General features: G+C 37.8%; 14 protein-coding genes and 1 pseudogene. 3 read left to right on the forward strand and 12 right to left on the reverse strand.

Annotated features, from left to right (window positions below; translation table 11 throughout):
• Window positions 1-759 (forward strand): 4-hydroxy-tetrahydrodipicolinate reductase, encoded by a 759-nt coding sequence (gene dapB, locus P0N36_RS07090; protein ID WP_275842150.1) that lies wholly within the window; start codon window positions 1-3, stop codon window positions 757-759.
• A gap of 52 nt (window positions 760-811) precedes the next feature.
• Entirely contained in the window at window positions 812-2,107 is a 1,296-nt protein-coding gene (locus tag P0N36_RS07095; RefSeq protein WP_275842151.1) for an alkaline phosphatase family protein, read from the forward strand.
• Window positions 2,108-2,112: 5 nt separating this feature from the next.
• On the opposite strand, the gene murJ is transcribed toward P0N36_RS07095, so the two are convergent.
• From murJ to P0N36_RS07155, 12 genes and pseudogenes are all read right to left on the reverse strand, one after another.
• Window positions 2,113-3,672: a murein biosynthesis integral membrane protein MurJ gene (murJ, locus tag P0N36_RS07100; RefSeq protein ID WP_275842152.1), complete on the reverse strand. Its 1,560-nt coding sequence runs from the start codon at window positions 3,670-3,672 to the stop codon at window positions 2,113-2,115.
• A 13-nt stretch (window positions 3,673-3,685) separates the two neighbouring features.
• Complete coding sequence (locus P0N36_RS07105; RefSeq protein WP_275842153.1) at window positions 3,686-5,362, reverse strand: phosphodiester glycosidase family protein; 1,677 nt, start codon at window positions 5,360-5,362, stop codon at window positions 3,686-3,688.
• 26 nt (window positions 5,363-5,388) lie between these two features.
• Window positions 5,389-6,477, reverse strand: coding sequence for a polysaccharide pyruvyl transferase CsaB (gene csaB, locus P0N36_RS07110; protein ID WP_275842154.1), 1,089 nt, complete (start codon window positions 6,475-6,477; stop codon window positions 5,389-5,391).
• 1 nt (window position 6,478) lies between these two features.
• Window positions 6,479-7,990: an O-antigen ligase family protein gene (locus P0N36_RS07115; protein ID WP_275842155.1), complete on the reverse strand. Its 1,512-nt coding sequence runs from the start codon at window positions 7,988-7,990 to the stop codon at window positions 6,479-6,481.
• Complete coding sequence (locus P0N36_RS07120) at window positions 7,991-8,488, reverse strand: DUF4330 domain-containing protein (protein WP_275842156.1); 498 nt, start codon at window positions 8,486-8,488, stop codon at window positions 7,991-7,993. It abuts the gene before it with no gap.
• Between the two features lies 1 nt (window position 8,489).
• Complete coding sequence (locus P0N36_RS07125) at window positions 8,490-8,960, reverse strand: DUF4330 family protein (protein ID WP_275842157.1); 471 nt, start codon at window positions 8,958-8,960, stop codon at window positions 8,490-8,492.
• Window positions 8,961-8,964: 4 nt separating this feature from the next.
• Window positions 8,965-10,107 carry a glycosyltransferase family 4 protein gene (locus P0N36_RS07130; RefSeq protein ID WP_275842158.1) on the reverse strand — a complete coding sequence of 381 codons (1,143 nt, stop codon included), beginning with the start codon at window positions 10,105-10,107 and terminating at the stop codon, window positions 8,965-8,967.
• A 26-nt stretch (window positions 10,108-10,133) separates the two neighbouring features.
• On the reverse strand, window positions 10,134-11,402 hold the full coding sequence (locus P0N36_RS07135) for a glycosyltransferase family 4 protein (RefSeq protein ID WP_275842159.1): 1,269 nt from the start codon (window positions 11,400-11,402) through the stop codon (window positions 10,134-10,136).
• Window positions 11,402-12,667 (reverse strand): nucleotide sugar dehydrogenase, encoded by a 1,266-nt coding sequence (locus P0N36_RS07140; protein WP_275842160.1) that lies wholly within the window; start codon window positions 12,665-12,667, stop codon window positions 11,402-11,404. The genes P0N36_RS07135 and P0N36_RS07140 overlap by 1 nt, the downstream gene beginning before the upstream one ends.
• A gap of 160 nt (window positions 12,668-12,827) precedes the next feature.
• Window positions 12,828-12,986, reverse strand: a pseudogene (locus P0N36_RS15725) (DapH/DapD/GlmU-related protein); the annotation flags it as partial.
• Window positions 12,987-13,339: 353 nt separating this feature from the next.
• Window positions 13,340-14,806, reverse strand: coding sequence for a lipopolysaccharide biosynthesis protein (locus tag P0N36_RS07150; protein ID WP_275842162.1), 1,467 nt, complete (start codon window positions 14,804-14,806; stop codon window positions 13,340-13,342).
• An 18-nt stretch (window positions 14,807-14,824) separates the two neighbouring features.
• The gene (locus P0N36_RS07155; RefSeq protein ID WP_275842163.1) at window positions 14,825-17,686 is read right to left on the reverse strand and encodes a phosphodiester glycosidase family protein; all 2,862 of its coding nucleotides are present in this window, start codon (window positions 17,684-17,686) and stop codon (window positions 14,825-14,827) included.
• A 352-nt stretch (window positions 17,687-18,038) separates the two neighbouring features.
• Here P0N36_RS07155 and P0N36_RS07160 point away from each other — a divergent pair, with 352 nt between their 5' ends.
• Window positions 18,039-19,172: an HD-GYP domain-containing protein gene (locus P0N36_RS07160; protein ID WP_275842164.1), complete on the forward strand. Its 1,134-nt coding sequence runs from the start codon at window positions 18,039-18,041 to the stop codon at window positions 19,170-19,172.
• The last annotated feature ends 11 nt before the right edge of the window (window positions 19,173-19,183 follow it).

A 19,183-nucleotide genomic window follows, 5' to 3' on the forward strand; every position in this document is an offset into this window, starting at 1 on the left:
ATGACACGTATTATTATGCACGGTTGTAACGGCAAAATGGGTCAGGTTATAACCTCATTGGTAGCAGACAATGATCAGGTGACCATTGTCGCTGGTATTGACTCCTATATAGGCATTAAGAACCCTTATCCGGTGTTTGAAACCCCGGATCAATGTGATGTCAAAGCCGATGTCATCATTGATTTCTCAAATGCAAATGCTGTTGATACCATCTTAGACTATAGCGCCAAAACAAGTACCCCTATCGTTGTATGTACCACAGGCCTAAGTGAAAATCAAGTAGCACATCTTAAGGCAATCAGTAAAAAAGTGGCTGTATTGTTTTCAGCCAACATGTCCCTTGGTATCAATCTACTCATTAGTTTGGCTCAAAAAGCAACAAAGATTCTAACCGATGCAGGTTTTGATATTGAGATTATTGAGAAACATCATAACCAGAAAGTGGATGCCCCAAGCGGTACGGCACTGGCCATCGCTGACGGTATTAACTATACCTTAGACCATACTTATAACTATAAGTATGATCGAAGTCCTGAACGTATCAAGCGACCAAAAAAAGAAATTGGTATTCACGCCGTTCGTGGTGGCACCATCGTTGGAGAACACGACGTCATCTTTGCCGGCGAAGATGAAATCATCGAAATCAACCATAAAGCCATGTCCAAACGTATTTTCGCCGTAGGTGCTGTGAATGCCGCCAAATTCTTAGATGGTAAACCTGTAGGTCTCTATAATATGGGTGACCTTATGACATTTTAGCAAGAAAAGAAGCTTCGCTTCGTTTTGTTTCTTTGACTATAGGTGGTGACGTATGGAAATTAAAAATAATCTAATCATTATCAGTGTGGATGCCCTAAATAAGTTGGACTATAAGACCTTATTAAGCCTGCCGACTTTTGCCGGCTTTATTCGTGATGGTGCGCATGTTAAGGAAGTGACCAGTGTTTATCCAACCGTCACTTATACATGTCATACTTCACTGTCCACCGGTCACTACCCTACTGTTCATGGTATCTACAATAACGAACTTCCCGATCCTGCCAAAGCAACCCTTCAAGACTGGCATTGGTATGAGCGGGATATTAAAGTACCTACTTATTTTGATTATGCCATCCAGGCTGGTCTTAAAACCGCTGCTGTTCTATGGCCAGTCATGGCTGGTGCAAATATTAACTATAATATTCCCGAAATCTGGTCACCGGACCATTCCATCAGCCGGCTTAAGCTTTTCTGGGATTATGGCACTAAGAACATGCTTTGGCCTGTGTTTAAATACAAAAGACTATTAAAGGGTACCACCCAGCCTTATTTGGATAACTTTAGCGAAGCTGTTTCCCATTATATCCTTAAGAAAAAAAAACCAAATCTTATGGCCATACACTTTACTGAGCTGGATACCATGCGACATATCCACGGCCTAAAAAGTAAAGAAAGTCTTAAAGCCCTAAAGCGCATTGACCAACGGATAGAACGGTTGATTCAAACACTAGAAAAAAGCGGTCAACTTTCTCATACCAATATTGTCTTGCTGGGAGACCATGGCACCCATGATTTTGATACCGTCATTGAGATCAATAGCTTGTTTAAAAAGGAAGGTCTTCTCACAACTGATGCCGATAATCAGATAATCACTTGGCAAGCCTATGGCTGTACTTGTGGTGGCTCTTGCCAGATTCACCTCCATGAAAAGGCTACAAAAGAGATACAAATAAAAGTCAAAGAAGTCTTAGAGACTTTTACTAAGATGCCTGAAACACCCATACGTTTCATGTTGACCCATGATGAAGCTACCGAAAAATACAAACTCTCCGGTGACTTTACCTATGTTCTTGAAGCCAAAGACCATCATGTTTTTAGAAACACTACTTCTGATCGAATTGTCTTTGATAGCAAGGAAGATCCTGACACTTATATTGGTGATCATGGTTTTATGCCTGAACACTCGGATCAGAAAACCTTACTTCTAATGAAAGGGCCTTCCATTAAAAAAGGTGCTGTACTATTGCACAGTCACCTGATTGATGAAGGACCTACCTTTGCCGCTTTACTAGGTCTAAAAATGGAAAAAGTAGAAGGCAGAGTATTAGAAGAATTGATGAATCCTTAATACTTTTAAGCATGCCCTTTTTTGAATCTGTCCAGTATTTGCTTATAAATGTTGTAGATGAGCTGTTCTTTAATTAGGATTAAGGTCAAACCATAAATCAGCGTACCTATGACAATATCTATCCCAATAATGGCCAGATTACCTTTTGTAGACATGCTTAATATGGGGTTTAGGTATTGATTTAACATATATACACCACCACCCATAACCACTGCAGCCAACAAGGTCTTAAACAAGGTGTTAAAGAATCTATGAAGTGGAAATGAATTAAACTGCCTGCTAAAGAGGAAAAAGCTCAGTATAGCACCACAATAGAAAGCAATAGAAGTACCGTTGGCTATACCTGCAAAGCCGTACTTGCCAACCAAAAGGTTGTTAAGCCCTATATTCATCAAAATAATGAAGCCGCCTATAAGCAAAGGGATTTTTCGAATACCCAGCGTATAGTAGGCTTTATTTAATACATCCACAAACCCGAAAGCAATCATAAAAGAGGTATAGCCGGTAAACGCAATGGTTGTGGCAATTGTGCCGCTTGCATCAAAGACACCCCGTTCAAAAATAAGAGCAATCACGTAGGGACCTGTCAGAATCAGACCAATAGACATGGGAATCAATAGCAACAATACGCTCCTTAGAACGTTTATAACGGATTGATACAAGCCTTCATGGTTTTCATCTAAAAACTTCTCATTGAACTTTGGAAACATAACCGCTGTAATACCATAGACTGTTGTTGTTACTATAGCTTTAAAAAGCATGTTACCATAGTAAATGGCAGAGACATTTCCGTCTCCAAGAAATGAAGCTGCCTTGTTGTCTATGACAATATTAAACTGATGTGTTAATGTGACAAGAATAATAGGAATGATGCCTACAAAAAAACCTTTTAGTGCCGAATGCTTAAAATCAATATGTCCTATAAGAGGCACAAGCTTATGCTTAATCACTGAAGGGGCTAATACGCCCATTTGAAGCAACCATCCAATCATGGTGATTAAGGCCAGACCCGCTATACCATTTGTTTCAATGCCTATCGCAAGATAGATAAAGAAGATTATATTATAGGGGAAACTAATCATCGCAGGTAAGATAAACTTTTCATGGGCCTGCAATGCGCCTACAAAAAGATAGGTTAGAGAAATAAACAAAATGGATGGTATCATAATCCGTGTCATTTGAATGGTCATCTCAAGTTTTTCACCGGTATAACCGGTTGCAAATAACTTTACAACCCATGGCGCCACTATATAATAGGCTATGCCCATCACGAGAGATAAGAAAACCACCGCATTAAAGATACTGCTAATACCCTTAGTATCCTCTTGGTTTTTTCTATAACGAACAAAAATCGGGATAATATTGGTGGCGATGGCGCTACCAATACCAAGAAACACACTGGTGGTCAAACTTAAAGCCATAAAGAATACATCTGATTCAAAATCAGCACCCAACCTATGGCCTATAAAGGTATCTCTTAGTAAACCCACCACTTTGGCAATCAAGGTTAGCCCAATGATGACCACAATCATGTTTAGGGATGAATCTTTTTTATTTCTTACCATGGGAACCTCGCCTTTATCTGGATACGGTTGTCTTAGGATACAGGTCTGTCAATCTATAGGTCATTTTACTGCCTGAAAATATAAAGCTAAGGGTCTGAAAGCTGTCGTACAAGTTCACACTGTTGTTCTCCTCTACTTGGTACAGAAGACCGTTTAAGTCGATGTAACGTACACCATCATACATCTGATTTTGATCTACTTTAGCACCTGCATTAATATAAAAAATATTTTTGCCGGACTTAGAAGCGAACTCTTTTAGCAATTCATGAATCTGTCGACTTTCATGATAGAACAACCCTTTTTCATTATGAATAAGGCTTTTCGTTCCTAGAATTATAATTGAATTTTGAGCCGTCGTTGCCAGTGTCATCTTTAACTTATTCCACTGTGTTTCATCGGTCATTACCATACTACCTGAACCCATAGCAAGAGATATGAGCCTAGCCCCTTCCATGTCCAAAACGCTATATTGGTTCTTATATATATAATGATTCTTAGTCAGCTTACTTCCGTCAATATGGGTCTCACCGGTAAAAATACCATAGCTGGCAGCGTTCATGGTTTCATAGACTTTCCTCATGACAATATCATCTAGCAAGCGGTTTTGCTTAACCGTTGTACCAAAAACATTCACTGTATAACCGGCCCCAGGCAAAGCTTCATATAATGGATCTTTGACATCCGGATCGGATATATTCAAGGTTATACTTGTACGCTTTCCTTGATAATAAGCCGTTAAGGTGGTTTTGCCTCCTTCCATAGGGATGAAGGTATTGTTACCAATCGTACCGAACCCACCTGACATACTCCATGCAATCTGTCCTGAATCAATCGCTATAGGGTTATAATTCATATCTCTGGCTAAGAGCCTAAGACCAATTGGTTTTGAAACCATATACGGCGATCTGTCTACTTTGATCATAAGGTTATAAGCTTCTGTTGCCGGTGCCTCCGACCTTATACCTATTCCGACTGTTGCCTCTGGTATTGCATCATCCATTTGGACATTTCTTTGAGATAAGGTGAAGTCACCCAAACCACGCGTCGCAATAGAAGGTGTTTCAGCTTCATCTATATACAAAGCATCTACAACACCATAATCTAACAAATAATCTTGCATCTCTTCATGGGTAGCGCCAATACTGCTTTGATTATAATCCGCAACCATAAAAATCAATGTACGACGGTCTACAGTAACACCATAAACGGAACGGGCCATTCTTTCATTCTCTTTTTTATTGTTTTCCCCTACTTTTTCCCCGCTTTGAAGCAATACTTCTTCACCATCAAGAGCCTCAAGTAACAGATTCTCATCAATCTCACTGCCGTCTAGTATATCCTTCATTGTACCGCTAACAGCACTGACATAGGTAACATCATGGGCCGTCATTTGAACCAAAGTTTCCATTTCATCTGTATGGTCTTTACTATACAAAGTATCCAGTATTAAAGTTGGTTCTGACAACTCCATTTTGATGACATGAAGATTCACCCAGCCTTTAGCTGTAAGCCTTCCTCTAACCTCATAGGTCAACCCTTTGGCCACTTGTTCTGTCCTGACGTTCTCATGAACCGCCGGTAAAGTTGAAGCCAAGGTTTCTTGTGCGCTCATGATAAATAGTCCTAAAACAATGGCCATGGCCATTAACCCTATGTTTTTTATTTTTATATACCAGGCCTTTAACTGCATCTTTTACACCTTCTTAATATAGCCTTTTATAAGGTCATGATTTTTTCAAGTAGCATTTTGTTTTGATCCGCTTTAAGACGCATCTCTGTTACTTTAGCATGAATGTTTTCTCTAACCTCTTCGTAATGATCGAGAATCTCATTTATAATTACTTTCACTTCTTCAGTCTCAAAATCTGTAACATCTTCAACATAAGGTTGGTTCAGTTCTTTCATATAATACCTGACTTTATGAGAATAAGAGAATCCAATCATAGGGACATCCTTCAATGCTGCATAGAGTAAGGCATGAAGACGCATACTTAGCACCAAAGTCATTTCTCCCATGATTTCAATTAATGTTTTAGCGTCATACTTATGTTTCAATATAACAGCTTCACTTTTCATATGGCTTGAGATGGCTTCGCAAGTGACTAAGTCAGCCGGATGCTTCATCGGTATGAGCACGATTTTGGCATCATGGCTAACACTTAAATAGTCACAAATCTCAGCTATTTTTATACTACAGTGATGGCTGTCCTTCCATTCTCTAAAAAGAACACCCACCAGCCTATCACCTTTTTCTATATGGGCTTCCTTCAGTATCTCATCAACATGAACATCTAGAGATGGAAAAGAAAATACGGGGTCTGCAGTCACATGAATCTCAGGATGATCAATACCCATACGCTTAAGCTCATTTTGAGACATACGTTCTCTCAATGAAATCAAGTCCACTTGATTGACCACTAACTTTGTCAGAAACCTATTGAAGCGGTGTCCAATAGGACCGATGCCATTGGCATAAAGCATGATTTTCTTTCTACATATTTTGGCAAACCATAATATGAAAAGATAGTAATATAAGGACCTGTTACTGGTTTCATCCTGTAGCAGACTACCGCCGCCCATAAGAACGATATCACTCTTATGAATGGCCTTAATGACTTTAATGAAATTAAACTTCTCAACTGCCGCTACACCATATTCTGATCTGGTACTAGATGGGTTATTGGATAAAATAGTGATTTCATGTTCAAGTGAGATTTCTCTAATATCTTTACATATAGAAGTCAAAATGGCATCATCACCTGAATTAAAATAGCCATAGTAGCCGGATATTAATATTTTTTTCATATCAATCAACATCCTTTCTACGGCTACACTTAAACATGGCTACAATCATTGCAGCACAAACCCAGAAATAAATCACCATAAAGGGCAGTTCAAAAATATTTTCAACAAAATTATGTATAAGGACACCAATCATGCCCGAAAAAATCCCATAAGCTAAAATTCGATCTTCTTTTTCACTAATACCAAAAATATAGCGAACACTGTTAAAGAGTAATGTCAAAATGAGCAGCGCAAAAGTTGTGATGCCCACATAACCGGTCTCAATATAAGTCTTTAAGTAATAGTTGTCCATATAAAAAGGTGCAAGGTTATGATTGGTTGCAACCGCACCACCAAATCTACCCAAGCCAAGACCGATGGGCTTATCATTAGTAATTTTATCAAGACCATAATTGTATCTATAGATCCGACCGCCGTTTGCTGATTTCACCCTATATTCTTGTGTAAACATATAACTAAAACGGTTATAAATGCCATCGATATTAAAGAGTGCCGCTAATACCACCGCAAAAATAAACAAAATCATACGTCTTGCCATAAAAATAAAGAAAACGATAATGGAGAAAAATGCTGCAATCCAAGCCCCTCTAGAAAAGGTTACCACAAGACTAACGCCCATTGCCAGTGTAAATACAAGGGCAATTATTTTGAGTAAAATATCTTTATGGGCTATAAACATTGCAAATCCAATTGGTATGAATAGGACCAAAAGTGATGCAAATGCATTAGGACTGTCAATAATGGAATAGGCTCTCGTGGTGATGGTCTCTCCGCTATCTACCCAATTACCCAACATCGGTGCCTTGGTCAAATATTGATAGATTCCATGAAAACCTAAGAGACCTACGCCAACAATAAATGTCCATAGTGTTCTATGGATGGTGATTCTATCTCCTAAGAGTTGCAGCGCTAAATAGTACCAAAGAACATGCTGTACTACCACTCTAAAACCTTCTATGGCAACTGCAAAATCAGGTGAATTAATAAAGACTAACAACATAAAAATCAATGCAAAGAAAGCAATCGGCAGATCCATGGCCGAATATACATACCTTTTATTCCTTATAATACGACTATATACAAAGAATGCCACAATGAGCAAATAGAACAACTCATCCCATATACCGGATAATGGGCCTGCAAAAATCCTAATCAACTTGTCCACATAAACATATAGGGCAATCAAATAAATGAAATTTGCTTCTTTAATAATTGCACCAACAAAACTGTTTGTAGTCACATTCTGGTAGATATCTCTAAAAAATACAACCAGCCAACTTTGATCCCATAGCTTTCGAAATGGCTTGAATGCTTTCTCAAAAAGCTCGTCAACAAACAACAAAAAACGTATCAAAAAGAAATCCATAAACTTTTCCGGATGGGTCATATTATGGCTTTTAGAATTAGGTTTCATGACCTGGCTGTGCTTAGCCATTTCAACCAGATTCACAATAAAATTGAATATGAAGCTTTCATATATCTTTCTTCTAAGTATATCCATGGTTTTCCCCATTTACTCGACTCTTTTAAAATCCACGATGACAGAGGATAGTTTGACCTTTTCTGTTGTAAAGAAAAAGATATTACCTACCACCATCTCTTCTTTTCCCATTTTGTAAACCGGGTCATTATAAGACATTTCTACACGGGTTGTAACCAATGCCTTTTTCTTCAATGGATCCGGTCCAGTTACCATTTGTCCGCTACTGTCAGGTAAGGCCAACATATTATCAATAATCTGAATATCGGTTACCGTACCATTAATGTATTTTTTATCCTCAGCTAGCTTGTCACCGACTTTAATTGAGGCAAAATAATCCTCATGAAAAGGATAGGTTTCGACTGTGAACTCTACCATAATATTTTCTGAATTTGTGCTTAGATTTATAATGTTCTTGCCTGAAAATTTGCTTATGGCACCTAAAATCACCACAATGAGTAACATCAAAAACAATAGATCAAATAAATGTATTTTATTAAATAACTTGCCTTCTTTCGTGATGAGCTTCATCTTAATTCTCCCCTTCAATCATTTGGACGATTTTTGTCAAGGTTACAACCTCATCCGTTTTAAACCAAAAATCCAAGCCTGCTTTGATTTCTTGTCCTGACAGGTCCCTATAGGGTCCATATTTATTAACCTTAGCATCCACCGTAACTCGAACAAGTTCCTTCGTCGGGTTCACCACTTCTAAAAAAACACCGCCACTGGCAATCACTTCCTTGAACTCTTGGACACTAACATCTGTCACATAAGCATCTTGATATCGACCACTTGCTACAAGTTGATCGCCTATCTGTATCCGCTCTCCCATGCCAAGAGGTAACTTATCCGTTTCAACCATAAAACTCACTCTATGGTCTGAGCTAATTGTAAAACCATCATCAACCTGACTTCTTGACATGTACATATAGGCACCAATGAGTACTACTATAATGCCTAGTGCTATTAAAATATCAATGCTATTGATTTTTCTCTTCATATCCTTATCCTCTCAACATTTCTTGATAAATCTCTACATATCTTTTTGCCATCGCTTCATCTGTGAACTCAGTCATAACCTTATCATGCAAGTTCTTTCCAATTCTTTGTGCCAATACCTGATCTTCATATATCTTAGTAATGGATTCTGCCAGCTTTTTACTGTCATTATCCGGAAACAGCAATCCAGTCACATTATCTTCTATTAACTCCGGAATGCCACCTACTCTTGAACCTATAGAAGGCTTAGCAAATCTAGCGCCTTCTAATAATGCGTAGCATACAGCCTCACTGTGAGAGGTAATCGTATTGACATCAATAACTTGGTAAAAGGCATCAATATCCTTCACAAAGCCAATAAGATGAACTGTCTCTTCAAGTTCATTTTTGTGAATATAATCCTCATATTCTCGCAAATATTTTTCATCCCCATAACCGGCAATCCATACAACAATATCTTCTGAATAATCCTTAATAACTTTACATGCTTTTAGAAGGACATCAATGCCCTTGACTGGATGCAATCTGGTGGCTGATCCGACAACAAAGCTTTTTTCTTTGTAGGGTATATTTTGCCTTTTACAAAAAGCTTCTTTTGTGATTTCTGCATGGGACCGATGCTTTGCAATCCCATTATAGGCCACAAAAATATTCTTAAAGCCTCTTCGAATCATGTCTTTTTCAAAGTCTTTGGCCATGGTAATAAAACCATCAAACGTCTTCAGGCTTTTTTTGTTTAGCATGGTAAATAGGATTTTTTTATAAATATTATTGTCAAAATCATGCTCATAATCGCTATGAATGGTGGTGATACGCTTAACATTGGTTTTGTTCTTTAACTTTGATGCAATAAAATTGGCTCTGGCACCGTGGCAATTGATTAAGTCAAAGTTTTCCCTTTGAATATACTCAGCTAGCTTACCAACCACTGACATATCAAAACGATTCTTCTGCCTCATAATGGTTAAATCAATACCCTCTTCCTTGGCTTGTTTTGTAAAATCGCTTTCAATAAAACATACCAATTTGATATCAATCATATCTTTTAGGCACTTTAATAAGGTAATCACACTGGTTTTTGCACCACCGGTATCACCACCACTTATGATATGAAGAACCTTTAGTCTATTGTTGCTATTCTCATTCATAAAATACACCTTTCAATACTGCTTTTCTATAACAGCCTATCATCCCTTAAAACCCCGTCAAGAACCACACTTAATTGCTTGGTTAGATTCACCCGATCATATTGTGAAATCGCTTCATAATCCGGCTGTACTTCAAGTGTTCCTTGCTTCCACCTGCTATAGATGTCACCGATACAAGTTGCGATTTTGTCCACTTCAGTACTATCGATTACGTAGCCTGTTTTGGTCTCTTTGATGACCATCGCCGCTGCACCCTCTTCCGGCACCAAGGCGAGTATGGTCTTTTGGGTATTAATGTATTCAAATATTTTACCTGTATAAAAGTTCTTATCGCCAATACCTTTTCCTACAATTAATAAAAGGACATCCGAGTTTAGGAGAAACTCAATACTTTTCTTGTGCTCCATATAAGAATAGAACTTAACAATATTTTTGTTGCCCAACATACGAGATATTTTTTCTATGTTTTGTTTGGAAAAATCCCCTACAAACTGAAGTAAAATATCCTTCTCATCCACACTTTTTTCTTCTATAGCCTTGTTCAGCGCTTTTAAGAAATAATCCGGCTTTCTTCTACCGTACATAGAACCGGCATACGTTATGGTTAACTTTTCTCTTTTGGTAGAATTGATTTCTAGGCCCTCAAAGTCAGAAACGTCATAGCCATTAGGTATAACAATTGATTTATCTTTTAAGTCATAATCCTCCATAAAGCCTTCCAACATAAAGGGAGAATTTGTTATAAAGTAATCACAGTGGGCAATTACATCGGCTTCCATCTTCTGCTCAGTCTTTTTTCGATAATTGCTGTAATTCATATCTAATATATAGGGATTCTTAGTCCACTCGTCTCTAAAATCAACCACCCAGGGAATGTCTTTATAATGCTTTTTAACATATAAACCTAAAAGATGGTCGCTGTAGGGATAGGATGTACTATAAATGACATCTGGTTGAATCTCTTTTACATATTCTAATATGCTTCTTCTATTTTTTCTATACCAAAGCCATTCACCATCGGGTATAAGCAGTTTTCGAGACAGGAATTTGCCAAGGATGTGAAAAGGCTTTTTCCAATGGGTCAAATCATGACTCTTTGTCCGAATGATACGTACATGGTTAACCTCACCGATTAGGGTTGGGTCGTTGACCCCTTTTTTATGATCTACGGTGTATATAATTGGTTCCCAACCAAACTGTGGCAGGTATTTTGCAAACTTCAAGGTTCTTTGGACACCGGCACCACCCATAGGTGGAAATTGATAAGCCAGCATTAACACTTTTTTCTTTTGCATTAAACAGTTCCCTTTCCAAGCAGATGGTATTCAAAACCTAAAGCGTCAATCTTATCTGCGTCAAAGAAATTCCTTGTATCTAAAATGCGTCTCTCACTAACAAGAGGCTTAATTTCATTAAAATCAATTTCCTCAAAGACTTTATGATTCACACCCAGTATAATCAGGTCTGAATCTGTACAAGCTTCTTTGATGTCCGTTGACAAATACTTAAAATCCTTAACAAAGGGATCAAAGAGGCTAAGTTTAATATCTTTGACTTCTTCCAAAAGCTCTATTAACTCCAATATAGGGCTTTCTCTAAGATCATCTATATCCGGTTTATAGGTTATTCCTAAGATGGTAATCTTTTTCCCCGCTAATTGACCCAGTATCTTTTTCGATTTGGAGAATACATGGGCTGGCATGGCATCATTCGTCTCTCTTGCTAGCCTGATAATTTTTGCTGTTTGAGGGAATTTCTCAACAATAAACCAAGGATCTACTGCTAAGCAATGACCACCCACACCGGGACCCGGCATGTGAATATCCACCCTAGGGTGTTTGTTAGAAAATGTTCTGACATCCCAAGCATTTATACCCAGTTCTTCACATATCAGTGCCAGTTCATTGGCCAATGCAATATTAACATCCCTGAAGGTGTTCTCCATCAGTTTACACATTTCTGCCGTTGTCGGGTCCGTAAGGAAAATCTCCCCTTTAACAAAAGATTCATAGAGTTTTTTGACTTTTTTTGAGGACACTTCATTAATACCACCAACGATTCTGTTGTTTTCTACCAGTTCTATTAAAATCTTGCCTGGAATGACGCGTTCAGGTGAATGGGCCACATACAAATCTTCGTATGGGTTCAAATCAGATTCATCTAATATAGGCATCATCAGTTTTTCAACTGTACCTGGTGGTGACGTGGATTCTAGGATTACCATATCATTCTTCTTAAGATAAGGTACTATACTTCTTGTTGCCGCTTCCACATAATCCATCATGGCCGTTTTATCTTCATTGATTGGCGTTGGAACCGCTATAATAAAAACATCCGCTTCTTCAGGCGTTGTTTTTGCCTTCAACTTACCAAGGTTAACCACTTCATAGACCAAAGCATCTAAATATGGTTCTTCAATAATGATTTTACCTTCATTTAAACTGTTTACAACCGCTTCATTAACGTCTACACCAATAACCTCATGCCCATTGTTGGCAAACATAGCCGACGTTGGTAAACCAATATATCCAAGTCCCAGTACACATATTTTTTTCTTCATAGCTTCCTCCGGTTATTTCATATTTTATGTTTGGTTAAAGGGCCAAAATCTAGTTTGACGTCTTCACCTATTTATAACAATTTATTTATGGTTAAGTTATTAACAAAACTACTTATCTATAATACCATAATGGCTTATATTTTCAAAGTGGTTGATGGTTTCTGTTGCCGATAATTTTTGCCGGTACACCTCCGACGATATCATAGTTAGCGACATCCTTTGTCACGACAGCACCTGCACCAATAACCGCACCTTGACCGATTCTAATACCCGGTAAAATAATTGCTCTGGCACCAATCCAGACATCATCTTCAATGACAACCGGCTTTGGAGGTGTTTCCCCACTATCCATCATGGGTATACTTATATTTTGTATATTATGATTCCTCGTATAGATGATAACATCTGGGCCCATCATTACATATTTCCCTATGCTAAGTGGTCCCTGAATGCGTGCATTTATACCAACTCCGGAGCGATCACCAATTGATATTCCTCTACCTTTACCAAAAAAAACATTCTTCTCTATATTCACATCCTGCCCCACCACATCAAAGATTCTCTTGACTAAAAAAGCTCTGATTCTTTTGGAACCAAATGTTAGGATACCATCTGATGATGGCATTCTTTTCCCTATCAAATAGTACAACATCAAGTATAGATTCTTCATACTCACCCATCCTTTAAAAATTCTTTAATATTTTTAAGTTCTCCAAATATGTATAGCAGTCCAAAATAGATAAGACCACCAGAAACAATACCAATAATGGTACTCATATTACTATATCCCATCCAAAAAATAACGCTTTTAACGACCCCTCCCATAATAAAGGCCGATATCACAATCTTAAATATAACCTTTGGCTCAAGAATAAAGGGTATGGCTTTATTTCTAAACACGTAGCTTAATGCAAAATAGATTAAGTAAGCAAACAATGTGGTATATGCTGCAAATATATAACCATATCTCCCGACAAATAGAATATTCATCACCATATTAAACAAAGCAGCAATGAAACAGTTTTGCAAAATATTAAATGTACTTCCTTTAAGTTCCCAACCTTTGTTGACATATTCAGTTAACCCAAGAAAAAACATCCCAAAGGCAATGATACCAATGACATGGCTACCTCCGACATACTTATGATCTAAGAACAATGTGGCTAAAGGCTTTGCAATCACAAAAAGCCCTACAGCAGCCGGCAAGGCAATGAGAATATAATTCTTTGTACCGTTTTTCAACAGTCGACTCACTTTTTCTTCTTCTTGTTCATTGTAAGCCTGAATTAGATTCGGATAATAACTTCTGTTCATACCAATCATAATCATGGTAAAAATTGCTGCCGGTAAAGCATAGTTGGCACCATAGATCCCTACATAGGATTTGTCAAAATAATAAGTGATTACATATCTGTCTGAAAAATTTAATAAGGCCATGGTGAGCGTTAGTCCGATTAATGGAAAACCATATCTTAAAAAGGTTGTTAAAATCTCCATAGAGACACTTTTGAATCGAACTTTATGCCCAACATCCAGGGCTCTTACGGCAACTAAACCAGTTGTTATGTCAATAACGCCATGGGATAACAAAATAGCTAAAACCGTGTTACCTATCATCCTGAAAATCAGAACTGTTAATAAGAGTTTACCTATAGAAGCTGTTAACAAAAGAATAATATTTAAGCCTCTTTTGTCCACAAACAACAAAAGACTTAGTATATTCTGATTAAAACTGTATCCAACAAGTACCATCAGAATCGCCAACATTAAAGGTAGGTTCATCTGACCAAAAACGCCAGGTAGCAAAAATGCTGAGACAATCATCACCAATGATGCAAGGATTATTAGCAAAAACCAGCTCACAAAATAAGTTGAAAAAAAGCCTTCTCGCTCTTCCTGATCACTATTGACATACTTGCTGATATACCTAATGGAAGCGTTGGCAATCCAGCCTATAAGCAAAAGGTGGACAATATTGATATAAGGATTGATTAACTGGTATTCGCCGTAGATGTCTGTAGAAAATAAGCCGGTATATACCCGGAGGGTCAAAATACCGACAATACCTTCAATGATTTTGACAGGTAAATAACCAAAAGATGAATTATGAATCCTTTTACTAAGACTTAAAAATTTCATGCGTATGCTCCATCGGTTTTATTCGGTGCTGACTGCAGTATACAAATTCTCAATCTTATACTGCAACTCATTTTGATCCATATAAAAATTCAACACATAAAACTGGTTGTTAATGTTTAAGGATCTCCCTTGTGCATTATACCACAATCCGTTCATATCTACATACCGAATTCCTTCAAGATAGTTAATGCCGAATGTATAGCCGTTGGCATTAATATAGAAAACATTTTTGCCTGTCTTTTCCTTATAGTCTCTAAGCATACTATGAATTAATCCGGCTTCTCTTTTATCTGTGAAGTTACCGGTTTTGACCGGGCTGTTATTCCCAATTAGGATAATATGCTTTTGATTTGTATTTGAAAGCTCTGCTTCTAGTTTTTTAATCTGAGCTGTGTCTGTTTTATACAAGGAGTTCTTAGAAGTGGATAAGTGAATTACCTTCACTTCCGGATGATTACTGACTTTGAACTGATCTTGCCAGATCTCCGTCTTACCCTTTAACTTGCTTGCATCCACATTTGAATAACCTGAATAGATGGCCAGGTCGCTTTGATTCATAAATTCATAGGCTTTTGCCATCACAACTTCATCCAACAAGGAGTTACGGCCACTTGTGGCTCCAAAAATGGAAACGTTAAATTTTCCATCTAAGGCAATATCCTCTTGTAAAGGATCCTTTAGGCTATTGACATCATAGCCTTCCAAATGACTCGTTTCAAAAGGTATGCTTTTTTCAAGCACATCAAAGTACACACTGCCTTGAATGTCAGCTTTGGCGTTGACACTGGCAACATAAAGTCTTTCTATTGTAATTGGGTAAGATACTTCTGCCGGTATGACTGCTGTCAGCTTCTTCCAACCTTTAAAATCAATAGCATTAGTAAAAGTGATAAGGTGAGATACATTCCTACTATCTACTATCTTACCTCTAAACATGAGGCCACTGTTGTCACCATATAACTGAAGGGATAGACTATTGATCTTAGATGGAATTATAATAGGATTGTTTTCAAATACCGTGTAAACCGCTTGGGTCATTTCTGCTTTTTTAAAGCTATAATCCAGCTTAACTGAGGTCTTTTGTGAAGCTTCTACAATCTGGGCGTTGTCAAGCGTCGTCTTCCCTACTGCCGTTTCAGGATAAACCATGGTTGTTGGTACAAAATTCTCAAAATCTGTTACCAACGCCTTTTGTTCGCCAACAATAATGTGTCCTGTCACTTCAATACCATTTAGGCCGATGGTTACCTTTGTCGTACCTACGTTCTGACCTGCTTTAAATACACCGCCTACAAATTGACCAAGACTAGGGTTTTCCACTTTGTAGGTCGCTTGCTTAATATCAATAGCGGTTTTATAACCGTCTCGGTCTGTTGCAAGAAGACTAAACTGTCCTGTACCGTTTTGAGGTACCTGAAGTACTTTGTGACCAAGGGCGAGACCAATATAACCGTCTATGGCATTGATGGTTGTAGATGCCGTTTTTCCGTTATAATGAACAAAGACCGTCCCTTTACCAGCAATGGTTGGCACATAGGTCATACCGTTCCAATTACCACGTAGGCCATCTACTGTAAAACTCACGCTATTGTTATCTATGGCAATCGGATTGTAGTATTCATCATAACCCAAGACTGTGAAGGTAATAGGTTGATTAATCATTGTCCTGTTTTTATTGGGTACCAGAACAATATTTTCCAGTTGACCTACAGGTGCTGTCGTTACAAAGCCTAAAGCGTTTACCACTTTACGCTCAGCACCATCCGATGGTTTGCTCACAAGGTTTGAAGTAAAAGTACCCAGTGGTCTTGACACCATACTCGAAGAACCCCCACCGTCATAATGAATAGCATTATAGGCGCCATATTCCAACATGTATTTTCCTAATTCCCCGTGGGTAGTTCCTATACTTTGTCCTCGACCGTCTACCACCATAGCAATTAAGTAGTCCTTGTTTTGAGTAATACCTACCGCGGTTCTTGGAGCATTGGTGTTTTTCGTTAAAATTGTTCCTTTTTCTACAATGGTGCCGTTTTCAATAATCTTACCACCGCCGCTTAGAATCATCTTAATCGAGTTATCGGCCATACTGTTGGCAATACTTAATGTTACTTGTTCACCAATTTTAAAGGTTTCAAAATAGATTTCATATAAGCCTTTATACATGGAAATTATATAGCCATTATCCGGTATGGCCACATTTTCCATTGGCATCTTATGATCAACAATCACACCATCTACCACTACCATCTTATAAGAGTTATTGATGCGTAGACTTTCAGCTGTAGTTTTAACTGCTTTTTGATCAAAAATTACCGGTTTTACTTGTACATTGATTTTGTTGATACCATATAGATCCATCTCAAGGCCTGATGCGTTCTTAAGACGGATATCGCTACTAAAAAAATCCAAGAAAATAGATGCTTCTGTTTGAATCAAGGAAGCTACGCCTTTGTCATAATGGTTATAGAGATCTTGAAGCACAACATAACCATCTTTGTATTCAGTACCAATAATATCCGAAGGGTTGTCTTTCATATTAAAAAAAGATGCATTAATCCCTGCTACAGTTTTTGCAGATTGGTTGACCATCGAAGAAACTGTGCGTTTTTCACCGAAAACATTTGGCGACCTTAAAATATCCAAATCCACATACGGGTTATTTAAATCCATTTTTAATACATGAATATCTACCCAGCCTCGACTGGTAAGCTTAGCTTTGGTTTCGTAGGTAAGCCCACTGGTCACTTGCTTCTGTGTTGTTTTTTCATAGTAGGTTGTATCATTTGCTTTAACTACCATCGTTAGGGGTTGTATTGTTAGGGCGCTTGCCAATAATAAGGACATGGCACCTCTCATAATTTGCTTTTTTTTCATCATTTCTTACCCTCTTCTTCGTCTTAATTCATTAATCCTCATATGATCAAATGGTCAAAACTAAGTCGCATGTTTTAACCCTTCTATAGTTCAAGTATCGATTTATTCTAACATACTTGCCTAGTGTTTTATATGTTTTTTCAATAACAATTCAGTTAAAATCTTAGTACACTTTCTATAGTTAAATACGTGATCTATTTACAAAATCTGTATCTCATGATGTCAGTTCCCTTTTTCACCATAGTTTGGTATAATTAAGTATAGAGGCTATGCCTCGCCATGAGCTGTTCCCCAACACGTTACATTAAGCAATCAAATTCCACTTAGGCAAGCCCTATTTGTCAAAGGAGTCTCGATGACCGAATATACACGCAAACGTATTAGTGTGAACCAAATAAAAATACATATGGAATTAGCGGAAAATGTTATTGCTCCAAATGGTATGCTTTTAATCCCTAAGGATACATCCATTACTGAGAAGCATATATTTCGCATGAATCTTTATCAAATTCTAAGTGTTGTTATTAAGGAGTTTAGCCCTGCCCTTGATGTAGCCGAGAAGCTTACCAAACAAGAGCGTCAGGCTTATGACACTGAGCATCCTACTTTTGACCAATATTCCAGTGTTGCATATGAACCCAAAACTGTGAATTATCAGAATTTTAAAGAGACTTTTGTACAAGAGGAATCATCTGTTAAAAATGAACTCTTAGCCATCAGTGATGGCAAAAGTATTAACCCTGAAAGATTAATCAAAAGCACCGAAACCCTTATGGGGTCTTTGAGGCTTAAAAGTGAGCTTTTTAATTATATGAACCATTTAAGATCTGATATCGGTCACACTTATGTCCATTCACTGAATATTTCTATGCTATGCAATATATTTGGTCATTGGCTCAAAATGCCTTCTGATGAGATTGAAGATTTAACCTTAGCCGGTTTGGTTCATGATATTGGCAAAACCCAGATTGATCAAGCCATCTTAAATAAACCGGGTCGCCTTAATGAAGAAGAATTTGCAGTTGTTAGGCAACATGCTCTTTTAGGTTATAACCTTCTAAAAGATCAGAACATCCCTGAAAGGGTCAAACAAGGTGTTCTTATGCACCATGAGCGCAACGACGGTAGTGGTTACCCCTTTGGCCTTAAAGGCGATTCCATCTCTGACTTCGGTAAAATACTGGCCATATTAGATACCTATGATGCTATGACTTCTAATAGAACTTATCACAAGAAATTCTCACCTTTTAAGGTCATACAGATGTTTGAACAGGAATCCTATGGCTTTTTAGATGCGCGGTATTTGTACATCTTCCTTGAAAATATTGCACACAACTACTTAGGCGAAAGTGTAAGACTTTCCGATCAGCGTGAAGGTAAGATTGTTTTTATTCATAACACCTCTCCTTCTAAGCCCATTGTTCAAATTAATCAAGAAATCATCGATCTTATGTCTTCAACTGACCTAACCATAGAAGAGATTCTATAAATACCAAAATA

Source organism: Petrocella sp. FN5 (assembly GCF_029210395.1).
In the GTDB taxonomy this organism is placed as follows: domain Bacteria; phylum Bacillota; class Clostridia; order Lachnospirales; family Vallitaleaceae; genus Petrocella.

Bases quoted from the DNA above. Each gene is read 5' to 3' on its own strand.
- dapB (WP_275842150.1), top strand. From the start codon at position 1: ATGACACGTATTATTATGCACGGTTGTAACGGCAAAATGGGTCAGGTT.
- P0N36_RS07095 (WP_275842151.1), top strand. From the start codon at position 812: ATGGAAATTAAAAATAATCTAATCATTATCAGTGTGGATGCCCTAAAT.
- murJ (WP_275842152.1), bottom strand. From the start codon at position 3,672: ATGGTAAGAAATAAAAAAGATTCATCCCTAAACATGATTGTGGTCATC.
- P0N36_RS07105 (WP_275842153.1), bottom strand. From the start codon at position 5,362: ATGCAGTTAAAGGCCTGGTATATAAAAATAAAAAACATAGGGTTAATG.
- csaB (WP_275842154.1), bottom strand. From the start codon at position 6,477: ATGAAAAAAATATTAATATCCGGCTACTATGGCTATTTTAATTCAGGT.
- P0N36_RS07115 (WP_275842155.1), bottom strand. From the start codon at position 7,990: ATGGGGAAAACCATGGATATACTTAGAAGAAAGATATATGAAAGCTTC.
- P0N36_RS07120 (WP_275842156.1), bottom strand. From the start codon at position 8,488: ATGAAGCTCATCACGAAAGAAGGCAAGTTATTTAATAAAATACATTTA.
- P0N36_RS07125 (WP_275842157.1), bottom strand. From the start codon at position 8,960: ATGAAGAGAAAAATCAATAGCATTGATATTTTAATAGCACTAGGCATT.
- P0N36_RS07130 (WP_275842158.1), bottom strand. From the start codon at position 10,107: ATGAATGAGAATAGCAACAATAGACTAAAGGTTCTTCATATCATAAGT.
- P0N36_RS07135 (WP_275842159.1), bottom strand. From the start codon at position 11,402: ATGCAAAAGAAAAAAGTGTTAATGCTGGCTTATCAATTTCCACCTATG.
- P0N36_RS07140 (WP_275842160.1), bottom strand. From the start codon at position 12,667: ATGAAGAAAAAAATATGTGTACTGGGACTTGGATATATTGGTTTACCA.
- P0N36_RS07150 (WP_275842162.1), bottom strand. From the start codon at position 14,806: ATGAAATTTTTAAGTCTTAGTAAAAGGATTCATAATTCATCTTTTGGT.
- P0N36_RS07155 (WP_275842163.1), bottom strand. From the start codon at position 17,686: ATGATGAAAAAAAAGCAAATTATGAGAGGTGCCATGTCCTTATTATTG.
- P0N36_RS07160 (WP_275842164.1), top strand. From the start codon at position 18,039: ATGACCGAATATACACGCAAACGTATTAGTGTGAACCAAATAAAAATA.